The sequence below is a fragment of the Corallococcus sp. AB011P genome (assembly GCF_003611605.1).
GTDB classification, from domain to species: domain Bacteria; phylum Myxococcota; class Myxococcia; order Myxococcales; family Myxococcaceae; genus Corallococcus; species Corallococcus coralloides.
Window position 1 is genome coordinate 119909 of record NZ_RAVX01000008.1, and the last position, 12852, is coordinate 132760.

General features: G+C 70.6%; 1 protein-coding gene. It reads left to right on the top strand.

All coding sequences use genetic code 11. The features are described 5' to 3' along the window. The first annotated feature begins 23 nt into the window (after nucleotides 1–23). Complete coding sequence (locus D7X30_RS21710; RefSeq protein WP_120564874.1) at nucleotides 24–12848, top strand: non-ribosomal peptide synthase/polyketide synthase; 12825 nt, start codon at nucleotides 24–26, stop codon at nucleotides 12846–12848. Nucleotides 12849–12852 lie beyond the last annotated feature (4 nt).

Sequence of the window (12852 nt, forward strand, 5' to 3'; positions counted from 1 at the left end):
CCCCGCTTTCCCCCGAGCGAGACATGACGACCGAGCACCCCGGCTCCCCTTCCGCCTCCGCGCCGAAGTCCCCGGCGAGGCCCCGTCGCCGAGCGCCGCCCGTGGTGCCCGTTCCCCGCGATGCGTTGCTGCCACTCTCCTTCGGGCAGCAGCGGATGTGGTTCATCGAGCAGCTCACGCCCGGGGGCATCTCCTACAACGTCCCGTACTTCGCGCGGCTCACCGGCGCGCTGGACATCCCCGCGCTGGAGCGAGCGCTGGCCGTGCTGGTGGAGCGGCACGAAGCGCTGCGCACCACCTTCGCCGTCGTGGACGGACAGCCGGTGCAGCGCATCGCGCCTTCGCTGCCCCTGCCGCTGCGAGTGGAGTCCCTGGAAGCGTTCCCCGCGTCCGAGCGGGAACACGCCCTGCGACAGGCCGCGGAGGTGGAGGCGCGCGTGCCCTTCGACCTGGGCGCGGGGCCGCTGGTGCGTGTGCGGCTGTTGCGGCTGGGAGAAGCGGAGCACGTGCTGCTCCTGATGCTGCATCACATCTGCTGCGACGGCTGGTCGCTCACGGTGATGGAGCGGGAGCTTCAAGCGCTCTATGCGGCCTTTCGCGCCGGCACGACGCCCGCGCTGCCCGCGCTGCCCGTGCAGTACGCGGATCATGCGGTGTGGCAGCGGCAGTGGATCCAGGGCGAGCACCTGCGGCAGCAGCTGGAGTGGTGGCAGGGAGAACTCTCTGGAGCACCCGCCGCGCTGGAGCTGCCCACGGACCGTCCCCGTCCCGCCGCGCAGTCCACGCGGGGCGCGGTGTACCGCCACGCGCTGCCTCCGGGGTTGGGGAAGGCGCTGGAGGCGCTGTGCCGCAAGCAGGGCGTGACGCTGTTCATGGCGTTGCTGGGCGGCATGCATCTGCTGTTGTCGCGGCTGAGCGGCCAGGACGACATCGTCATCGGCTCCCCCATCTCCGGCCGCACGCGCCAGGAGGTGGAGCCGCTCATCGGCTTCTTCATCAACACCCTGCCCCTGCGCGTGCGGGGTGAAGGTGCGCTCGGCTTTGGGGAGCTGCTGCGACGCGTGCGCAAGACGTGCCTGGACGCGTACGCGCGCCAGGAGGTGCCCTTCGAGCAGTTGGTGGACGCGCTCCAGCCCGAGCGCGACCTGAGCCGCCCGCCCCTGTTCCAGGTGTTCTTCACACTCCAGCACTCGGCCGTGCCCGCGCTGGAGCTGGAGGGGCTGCGCACGTCCGAGCTGGACTTCGAACCGGGCGTGTCGCGCATGGACCTCACCGTCTTCCTGCGCGAGACGCCGGAAGGGCTCGTGGGGCTCTGGGAGTACAGCACCGACCTCTTCGACGCCGCGACGGTGGCGCGCTTCGCGGAGCACTACACGCGCCTGCTGGAGGCCGCGGTCGCGGAGCCGGAGCGCCCCGTGGCCACGCTCCCACTGCTCACCGCACAGGAACGGCGGCACCTGCTCGACCAGGGGACGGGAGCCGCCGTCCCCTACCCTCGGGATGCGTCCCTGCCCGCGCTCTTCGCGGAGCAGGCCGCGCGGACGCCCGGCGCCGTGGCCGTGGAAGCGGGAGGCCAGCGGCTCACGTATGCGGAGCTGGAGGCACGGGCCAACCAGCTCGCGCACCACCTGCGTGCGCAGGGCGTGCGGCTGGGAACGCCGGTGGGTCTGTGCGCGGGCCGGTCGCTGGAGATGGTCGTGGCGACGCTCGCCATCCTCAAGGCGGGGGGCGCGTACGTGCCGCTGGATCCGGGCTATCCCTCCGAGCGCCTGGAGCTCATGGCGCGCGACGCCCGCATCACCGTGCTCCTGCTGGAGCAGGGACGCGAGTCCTCGCTGAAGGGGTTGGCATCACGGGTCGTGGTGCTCGACCCATCCTGGCGGGACTTCGAGGACCAACCGAAGGCCGCGCCCGACGTGCAGGTCCCCGCCGAAGCGCTCGCGTACGTCATGTACACGTCCGGGAGCACCGGGCGGCCCAAGGGCGTGGGCGTCCCCCACCGGGCCGTGACGCGGCTGGTGAAGGGCGTGTCCTATGTCCGGTTCGGCGCCGAAGACGTCGTCCTCCAGCTGGCCACCACGTCATTCGACGCCGCGACGCTGGAGCTGTGGGGCGCGCTGCTCAGCGGCGCGAAGCTGTTCCTCTATCCGCCGGTGACGCCGTCGCTGGAGGAACTGGAAGCGACGCTGGAGCGTGAACGCATCAGCGTGCTGTTCCTCACCACGGCGTTCTTCGAGCAGATGGCGCTGAACCGGCCCGCGGCGCTCGCTCGCGTGGCACAGGTCCTCACGGGCGGCGACGTGCTGTCCCCGCTGGCCGCGCGCAAGCTGCTGGACGCGGGCCGAGCGGTCACCAACGGCTACGGCCCCACGGAGAACACCACGTTCTCCGCCACGTATCAGGTGAAGCGGGACCTGGACGCGCGGATGCCCGTGCCCATTGGCCGACCGTTGGAGAACTCGCAGGCGCTGGTGCTGGACGCGCGCCTGGAGCCGGTGCCGCCCGGCGTCGTGGGCGACCTGTACGTGGGAGGCGACGGCCTCGCGTGGGGCTACCTGGACAGGCAGGACCTCACCGCGGACCGCTTCGTGCCCCATCCCTTCAGCGATGTTCCCGGTGCGCGGCTGTACCGCACGGGCGACCGTGCTCGGTGGCTGCCTTCCGGTGAGCTGGCGTTCATGGGGCGCGCGGACACGCAGGTGAAGCTGCGCGGCTTCCGCATCGAACTGGGAGAGATTGAAACCGCCCTGCGCCACCTGCCCGGAGTGGAGGACGCCGTGGCGGAGGTGCGCGAGTACGCGCCCGGCGACAAGCGGCTGGTGGCCTATGTGGCCGGCGCAAGCGTGGACGTGAACGCGCTGCGTTCGAGCCTGTCCGCCCAGCTGCCGGCGCCGTTGGTCCCAGCCGCCTTCGTGAAGCTGGACCGGCTGCCGCTGACGCCCGTGGGCAAGGTGGACCGAAGGGCGCTCGCCACGCCCGTGGGCGACGCGCTCACGGAGGACGCCTACGTGGCGCCCGTCACCCCGACGGAGACAGCGGTGGCCGAGGTCTGGGCCGCGCTCCTGGGCCGCACGCGCGTGGGCACGCAGGACTCCTTCTTCGAACTGGGTGGGCACTCGCTGCTCGCGACACAGGTCACCTCGCGATTGAGGGAGACGTTCCAGGTGGACCTGTCCGTGCGCGCGCTGTTCGAGGCGCCCACTGTCACCAGCCTCGCGGCGCGCATCGATGCGCTGCGGAGAGAGAGCAGCCGGATCCAGTCCCTCCCGCTGGTTCCCGGTCCCCGGGACGGCTGGTTGCCGCAGTCATTCGCGCAGCAGCGGCTGTGGCTCATCTCGCAGCTCGACACGCTGGGGTACTCCTACAACGTGCCCATGGTCACGCGGCTGCGGGGCGCGCTGGACGCGGACGCGCTGGAGCGGAGCCTCGCGGAGGTCATCCGGCGGCACGCGGTCCTGCACACCACGTTCGACGAGGTGGACGGCCAGCCGGTGCAGCGCATCGGGCCACCCTGGGACTTCACACTGGCGAGGACGGACGCGGAGGCCGCGAAGCTCCCGGAGCAACTGGCCACGGAGGCACGACGCCCGTTCGACCTGCGGCGCGGCCCGCTGATGCGGGGGCTGCTCCTGCGCGTAGCTGACGACGACCATGTGTTGATGCTCGTCATCCACCACATCGTCTTCGACGGGTGGTCCATCGACGTGCTCCAGCGCGAGCTGAACGCGCTCTACCCCGCACGCGGCCAGAGCACATTGCCGCCCCTGTCCCTCCAGTACGTGGACTACGCGCGGTGGCAGCGTGAGTCATTCCAGGGGGAGGAGCTGGAGGACCAGCTCACGTGGTGGCGCGAGGCGCTGGCGGGGGCACCGCCCGTGCTGGACCTGCCTACCGACAAGCCGCGGCCGCCCGTGCAGACCTTCCAGGGCGCGAACTTCGAGGTGCTGCTGCCCCAACCCCTCCACGGCTCGCTCCAACTGCTGGGCCAGCGCGAGGGCGCCACGCTGTTCATGACGCTGCTCGCGGGGTTCCAGGCCCTGCTCGCGCGATACAGCGGCCAGGAGGACGTCGTCGTCGGCTCGCCCATCTCCGGCCGCAATCGCCGTGAGGTGGAGGGGCTCATCGGCTTCTTCGTCAACACGCTCGCCCTGCGCGCGGACGTCTCCGGCTCACGCTCCTTCCGGCAATTGCTGCGCGGGGTGCGCGAGAGCTGCCTGGGTGCCTTCGCGCATCAGGACCTGCCGTTCGAACAGCTCGTGGACGCGCTCAAGCCGCCGCGAGACCTGAGCCGGACGCCCCTGGTGCAGACGATGTTCGTCCTGCAGCGGGCCGCGACGCCGCTGTCCCTGCCCGGCCTCGCGGTGGAGGACTTCCCGTTCCAGTCGGGCGTCTCCCGCTTCGACCTCATGCTGTTCATGCGGCAGACACCACAAGGGCTCGTCGCCTATTGGGAGTACAACTCCGCCCTCTTCGAGGAGGCGACCCTTGTCCGGATGGCCGGGCACTACGTGCGGCTGCTCGAAGGCGTCACCGCGAACCCTGAGCAGTCCCTCGCGGAACTGTCGCTCCTGTCGAGGGAGGAACGCGAGCAACTCCTGGTCGCGTGGAACAGCCGTGAGGACCGGCTCCCCGCTCCTGGGCTGATCCACGTCTGGGTGGAAGCACAGGTCGAACGGACACCGGATGCGGTCGCGGTGACGAACGGGACGGAGTCGCTGACCTACGCGCAACTGGATGCGCGCGCCAATCAACTCGCGCACCACCTCATCGCCCTGGGCGTCACGCCGGGTAGCTCCGTCGGGCTGTGTCTGGAGCGCTCCAACCTGGACATGCCCGTCGCCGTCCTCGCCACCCTCAAGGCCGGCGCTGCCTACGTCCCACTGGACCCGAACTATCCAGCAGAACGTCTGGCCCTGATGGTGGAGGACACACGCGCTCCGGTCGTCCTCGCCCATGAGGGCTTCGTGCGGGCGCTGCCACCGGCCACCTCCGCGCGCATCGTGACGATGGAGACCGTCTCGCTGGCGTCCCGTCCCACGTCGCCTCCGAACGTGAGGCTGTCGCCTGAAGCCGTCTGTTACGTCGTCTTCACCTCGGGCAGCACCGGCCGGCCCAAGGGCATCGCCATGTCCCACCGGGGCATCGGCAACATGCTCGCGTGGCAGACCCGTCGGGCGGTGCGCGCGGAAGCCACCACGCTCCAGTTCGCCTCGCTCAACTTCGACGTCTCCTTCCAGGAGATCTTCGGCGCCTGGTGCATCGGTGGCCGCCTACTGCTCAGCTCCGCCGAGCTGCGCCGCGACCCACCGGCGCTGCTGCGCTACCTCACCCAACACCGCGTGGAGCGCCTCTTCCTGCCCTTCGTCGCGCTTCAATCCTTGAGCGAAGCAGCACGCACCGCGACGGAGCTGCCCCCACTCAACGAGGTCATCACCGCGGGCGAACAACTCCAGGTGACACCCGCCATCGTCGCTCTCTTCGAACGGCTGCCCGGCTGCGTCCTCGAAAACCAGTACGGTCCGTCGGAGACCCATGCGGTCTCCGCGTGGCGCGCCTCGGGCGTCCCGAGCACGTGGCCCGCCCTGCCTCCAGTGGGAACGCCGCTGCCTTCGGTCCAGGCCTACGTGTTGGATCCGCGCCGCGAGCCCTGTCCTGTCGGAGTTCCGGGCGAGCTGTACGTGGGCGGTGAAGGGCTCGCGCACGGCTACCACGGCCGGCCAGACCTCACCGCGGAGCGCTTCGTGCCTTCCCCCTTCAGCACCACGCCGGGCGCACGCCTCTACCGCACGGGCGACAAAGCCCGCTGGCTCGCGGACGGACAACTGGAGTTCCTGGGCCGCCTGGACGGTCAGGTGAAGCTGCGCGGCTTCCGCGTCGAGTTGGGCGAAGTGGAAGCGGCCCTGCGCGTCCTGCCCGACGTGCGCGACGTGGTCGTCGTGGTGCGCGAGGACACACCGGGCCACAAGCGACTGGTCGCCTACGTAGTCCAACCGGAAGCATCCCTCTCACCGGAGGCACTGAGGCAGGCGCTGGCGCGACGGCTGCCGGAGCACATGGTGCCCTCCGCACTGGTGCGCATGGACGCGCTACCGCTGGGCCCGAGCGGCAAGGTGAACCGCAACGGCCTGCCCGCGCCCAGAGAAGAAGCCGCGGACGACACCGGGTTCCTGGCGCCGATGACGGCGGTGGAGAAGGTGATCGCCGACATCTGGGCGTCCCTGCTCGTGGTGCCGCGCGTGGGCCTGGAAGACCACTTCTTCGAGCTGGGTGGGCACTCGCTGCTCGCCACGCAGGTGGTCTCCCGGTTGCGAGAGGCCTTCCAGGTGGACCTGTCCCTGCGCGTCCTCTTCGAGGCGCCCACCGTCGCGCAGCTCGCCGCGAGGTTGGAGGAGCAGCTTCACGGCGCGAACCGGAAGGCCGTCCCGCCGCTGGTGCCCCAGCTTCGCGGCGAGCTCGTTCCGCAGTCGTTCTCCCAGCAGCGGCTGTGGTTCGTCTCGCAGCTGGACACCAGCGCGCACGCCTACAACCTGCCCCTGGTCACCCGGCTGCGGGGACGGATGGACACGCACGCGCTAGAGGACGCGCTCAACGCCCTCATCCGGCGTCACGAGGTCCTGCGCACCACGTTCGACGAAGTGGACGGCCAGCCGGTGCAACGCATCGGCCCCGCGTGGAAGCTCGCCCTGAAGCAGGTGGACGTGGAGCCGCGCATTCCGCTCCAGCGCCAGGTGGAGGCCGAAGCGCATGTGCCGTTCGACCTGCGGCGAGGCCCCCTGGTCCGGGCCACGCTGCTCCGGATCGCGGACGAGGATCAGATCCTCATCCTCAACTTCCATCACAGCGTCTTCGACGGGTGGTCCATCGCCTTGCTCCAGCGGGAGCTGGATGCGCTCTACCTCGCCCGGAGCCAGGGCACGGAGGCCGCACTCCCGCCCATCTCCATCCAGTACTCGGATTATGCGCTGTGGCAGCGCGCGTGGTTGCAGGGCGACGTGCTGGAAGAACAGGTGGCATGGTGGCGCGAGCAGATGGCGGGGGCACCGCCCGTGCTGGACCTGCCCACCGACAAGCCGCGTCCGCCCGTGCAGACCTTCCGGGGCGCGTACATCGAAGTCCCCTTGCCACCCGCGCTGACCAGCGCCCTCGTCTCCATGGGCCAGCGCGAGGGCACCACGCTGTTCATGACCCTGCTGGCGGGGTTCCAGGCCCTGCTCGCGCGCTACAGCGGCCAGGACGACGTGGTGGTTGGCTCGCCCATCTCCGGCCGCAACCGCCGTGAGGTGGAAGGACTGCTTGGCCTCTTCGTCAACACGCTCGCCCTGCGCGCGGACGTTACGGGTTCGCGCTCCTTCCGCCACCTGTTGCGCGGCGTACGCGAGAGCTGCCTGGGCGCCTTCGCGCATCAGGACCTGCCATTCGAACAGCTCGTGGAGGCGCTCAAGCCGCCACGCGACCTGAGCCGCGCGCCGCTGGTCCAGGCCCTCTTCGTCCTGCAACAGGCGGCCGTCCCCTTCTCGTTGCCCGGGCTCCAAGCGGAGGACGTCCCGTTCCAGACGGGCGTCTCCCGCTTCGACCTCATGCTCTTCGTGCGCGAGTCGGAGCAGGGGCTGACGGCCTTCTGGGAATACAACACCGCCCTCTTCGAGGAAGCGACCCTCACCCGGATGGCCGGGCACTACGTGCGGCTGCTCCAAGGAGCGGTCCGCCATCCCGAGCAGCCCCTGTCGGCCCTGCCACTCCTCTCCGAGGAGGAGCGACGCCAGGTCGTCGTGACGTGGAACGCCGCGAAGGACGTCTCTTTCGAGCCCGGGCTCATGCACCGCTGGGTGGAGGCACAGGTCGAACGGACACCGGAAGCGGTCGCGGTGACGAACGGCGCGGAGTCACTGACCTACGCGCAACTGGATGCACGCGCCAACCAACTCGCGCACCACCTCATCGCTCTGGGCGTCACGCCGGGTAGCTCCGTCGGGCTGTGTCTGGAGCGCTCCAACCTGGACATGCCCGTCGCCGTCCTCGCTACCCTCAAGGCCGGCGCCGCCTACGTCCCACTGGATCCGAACTATCCGGCCGAGCGACTGGCCCTGATGGTGGAGGACACGCGCGCTCCAGTCGTCCTCGCCCATGAGGGCTTCGTGCGGGCCCTGCCACCGGCCACCTCCGCGCGCATCGTGACGATGGAGACCGTCTCGATGGCGTCCCATCCCACGTCGTCTCCGCACGTGAGGCTTTCGCCTGAAGCCGTCTGCTACGTCGTCTTCACCTCGGGCAGCACCGGGCGACCCAAGGGCATCGCCATGTCCCACCGGGGCATCGGCAACATGCTCGCGTGGCAGACCCGTCGGGCGGTGCGCGCGGAAGCCACCACGCTCCAGTTCGCTTCGCTCAACTTCGATGTCTCCTTCCAGGAGATCTTCGGCACGTGGTGCATCGGTGGCCGACTGCTGCTCAGCTCCGCCGAGCTGCGCCGCGACCCACCGGCGCTGTTGCGCTACCTCACCCAGCACCGCGTGGAGCGGCTCTTCCTCCCCTTCGTCGCGCTTCAATCCTTGAGTGAAGCAGCGCGCACCGCGACGGAGCTGCCCCCGCTCAACGAGGTCATCACCGCGGGCGAACAACTCCAGGTGACACCCGCCCTCGTCTCCCTCTTTGAACGGCTGCCCGGGTGCATCCTCGAAAACCAGTACGGTCCTTCGGAGACGCACGCCGCCAGCGCATGGCGGGCTTCAGGGCCTCCGCGCACCTGGCCCGCGCTCCCTTCGGTGGGAACACCGCTGACCAACGTCCAGACCTACGTCCTGGATGCACGCGGGAATCCGAGTCCCGTCGGCGTCCCTGGGGAGGTGTTCATCGGAGGTGAAGGGCTCGCGCACGGCTACCACGGCCGGCCAGACCTCACCGCGGAGCGCTTCGTGCCTTCCCCCTTCAGCGCCACGCCGGGCGCACGCCTCTACCGCACGGGCGACAAGGCCCGCTGGCTCTCGGACGGACAACTGGAGTTCCTGGGCCGCCTGGACGGTCAGGTGAAGCTGCGTGGCTTCCGCGTCGAACTGGGCGAAGTCGAGTCCGCCCTGCGCGCCCTGCCCGACGTGCGCGACGTGGTCGTCGTGTTGCGTGAGGACACCCCGGGCTTCAAGCGGCTGGTGGCCTACGTGGTGCAACCGGAAGCGGCCTTCTCCGCGGAGGCGCTGAGACAGGCACTGGCGCGACGGCTGCCGGAGTACATGGTGCCTTCCGCCCTGGTGCGCATGGACGCGCTGCCCCTGACGCCCAGCGGCAAGGTGAACCGCAACAGCCTGCCCGTTCCGACGGAAGAGGCCATCCCCGGGACCGTCTACGTGGCCCCGGTCTCCGCGGTGGAGAAGCTCATCGCGGACATCTGGGCACCGCTGCTGGGCGTGCCGCGCGTGGGCACTCAGGACCACTTCTTCGAACTGGGCGGCCATTCGCTGCTGGCGACCCAGGTGGCCTCCCGTCTGCGCGAATCGCTTCAGATGGAGCTGCCCGTGCGAGTGCTCTTCGAAGCCCCGACACTCGCGGACCTGGCCGCGCGAATCGAAGCCCTGCGTCAGGAAGCCCATCCCGTCAAGGCACCGTCCCTGGTGCGCACGGAGGCCGGAGACTCCGCGCCCCAGTCCTTCCCGCAGCAGCGGCTGTGGTTCATCGACGCGCTCGCACCGGGCGGGTTCGCCTTCAACGTTCCCTTGTTCATCCGGTGCAAGGGACCGCTCGACGTGGCCGCGCTGGAGCGGTCACTCGCGGCGCTCATCGACCGTCACGAGTCCCTGCGCACGGTGTTCGCGGAGGCGAACGGCCAGCCCGTTCAGCGCGTCCTGTCCTCGGTCCCCTTCTCGCTCGCCTTCGAGCGGCTGGAGGACGTGCCGCCCCAGCAGCGCGACACCGTCCTGCGCCAGCGGGCCGAGGAGCGGATGCGCCACGTCTTCGACCTGCGCTCGGGTCCACTGCTGACGGCGACGCTGCTGCGGCTGGACGCGGAGGACCACGCGCTCTTCCTGCTCATGCATCACATCATCACGGACGGCTGGTCCACGGACGTGATGGGGCGCGAGCTGGGCATCCTCTACGACGCCTTCACGCGGGACCAGACGCCGCGCCTGCCGCCGCTGCCCATCCGGTACACGGACTACGCCCGCTGGCAGCGCGCGACGTTGCAGGGCGAAGCGCTCGACGCGCAGCTCGCGTGGTGGAAGCGGCAGCTGAGCGGGGCGCCCCACGCGCTGGAGCTGCCCACCGACCGGCCGCGTCCGCCCGTGCAGGCCCAGGCGGGCGCGGCCCACATGGTGCGGATCCCCGCCGCGGTGGACGCCGCCGTGCGCGAGCTGTGTCACCAGCAGGGCGTCACGTCCTTCATGGCGCTGCTCGCGGGCTTCCACGCCCTGCTGTCGCGCTACAGCGGCCAGGACGACGTGGTGGTCGGCTCGCCCATCTCCGGCCGCAACCACCGCGAGGTGGAGGGGCTCATCGGCTTCTTCGTCAACGCCCTGCCCCTGCGCGTGAAGGTCTCCGGCGCCGAGTCCTTCCAGGTCCTCCTCGCCCGTGTTCGCGAGACGTGCCTGGGCGCGTACGCGCACCAGGAGGTGCCCTTCGAGCAACTGGTGGACGCGCTCCAGACGCCGCGAGACCTGAGCCGCACGCCCGTGTTCCAGGCCGTGTTCGCGCTCTTCAAGGACTTCCCCGGCTTCCCCCTGCGAGGGCTGGAGACGGCGCCGGTGCCCTTCGATCCAGGGCTCGCGAAGCACGACCTCACCCTGTTCATGCGCGAATCCGCCACCGGGTTGCTGACGCACTGGGAATACAACACCGCGCTCTTCGACGCGGCGACGGTGGAGCGCATGGCCGGGCACTACCTGCGCCTGCTGGAGCAGGTGACGCGAAATCCGGAGCGTCCGCTCGCGTCGCTGTCGCTGCTGACGGAGGCGGAGCGTCAGCAACTCCTCGTCGAGTGGAACGACACCACGCTCGATGTCCCCTCGGACCTGCGCGTGCCCACGCGCATCGCGGAGCAGGCTCGGCTGAGGCCGGAGGCGCTCGCGCTGGCGGGCGACGGGCAGCGGCTGACGTTCGGGGAGCTGGAGGTCCGGTCGAACCAGCTCGCGAACCTGCTGCGCGCGCAGGGTGTGAAGCCGGAGACCGTGGTCGCCCTGTGCGTGGACCGCACGCCCGGCTACGTGTGGGGCGCGCTGGGCATCCTCAAGTCGGGCGGGGCCTATCTGCCCATGGACCTGACGTGGCCGGAGGCCTGGTGGCGGCACGTGCTCACGGACAGTGGCGCGCGCATCGTCGTCACGCGGCAGGCCTTCGCCTCCCGCTTCGAGGGATGCGGCGTGCGAGTGCTCTGCCTGGACGCGGAGCCAGCACTGGAGGCACAGGCAGTCACCGCGCCCGGCGTGGCACTGCACGCGGAGGCGATGGCCTACGTCATCTACACGTCGGGCAGCACCGGCCGGCCCAAGGGCGTCGCGGTGACACACGGGACGTTGGCGAACCTCGTCGCGGGGCTCGGCACGGCGGCGGGGATTGGACCGGGAGACCGGGCCACGCTGCTGACGGGGCTCGCGTTCGACGCGACCGTCTTCGAGACCTGGCCGTCGCTCTCGCATGGCGCCAGCCTCCATCTACCCTCGGACGAGGTACGTGCGGAGCCCGCGCGGCTGGTGCGGTGGCTCGCGGCGGAGGGAATCACGCTCACCACGCTGCCCACGCCCATGGCGGAGGCGGCGCTGGAGCAGCCATGGCCGTCCGGCATGCCGCTGCGCCGGGTGCACGTGGCCGGTGACGTTCTGCACCGCCGTCCGGGGCCCTCCGTTCCGGGACAGTGGCTCAACTGCTACGGCCCCACGGAGAACACCGTCATCGCGACCTCCGGCGTCGTGAAGCCCGAAGCGCCCGAGGGCCTGCTGCCCCCCATCGGAAGCCCGGAGCCCAACGTGCGCGTGTACGTGCTGGATGGCACGGGACACCCCGTGCCGGTGGGCCTGTGGGGCGAGCTGTTCCTGGGAGGCGCCCAGGTGGCACGCGGTTACCTGGGCCAGCCCGCGCTCACGGCGGAGCGCTTCGGACCGGATCCGTTCTCCCGCGAACCCGGCGCGCGCCTGTACCGCACGGGCGACGTGGTGCGGTGGCTCGCGGATGGGACGCTGGAGTTCCGGGGCCGCGCGGACTCGCAGGTGAAGCTGCGGGGCTTCCGCATCGAACTGGGCGAGGTGGAGGCCGCGCTGCTCTCGCAGCCCTCGGTGAAGGAAGCAGTAGCGCAGGTGCGAGAGGACGTGCCGGGACAGCGCCGACTGGTCGCGTACCTGGTGCTCCGCGAAGAGGCCACGTTCGCGGTGGACGCGCTGCGGACCTCGCTGCGCCGCTCGCTCGCGGAGCACGCGGTGCCGTCGGCGTTCGTGGTGTTGGAGCGGCTGCCCCTCACCGCGAACGGCAAGCTGGACCGCAAGGCCCTGCCCGCGCCGGACGTGCACCGCCCCGAGCTGAGCGAGGACTACCGCGTCCCCGAAGCCGGCCTGGAGCAGACACTGGCCGCGCTCTGGGCCGAAGTGCTGGGCCTGGAGCGCGTGGGCGCGAGTGACAACTTCTTCGACCTGGGCGGCAACTCGCTGCTGCTCCAGTCCGTGCACGCGAAGCTGGAGGCGCTGGTGGGCCGCAAGGTCCCGCTGGTCACGCTCTTTCAGTACCCCACGGTGCGCGCGCTCGCCGGACACCTGTCACCGCCGAAAGACACGCCACCGGCGGCGGCTCCCGCACCCGCGCAGGACCCGGGAGCACAACGGCGGGACAACCTGCGGCGCATGGCCCAACGGCGCGGACGTCCGGGTTCCAGCTGAGCGT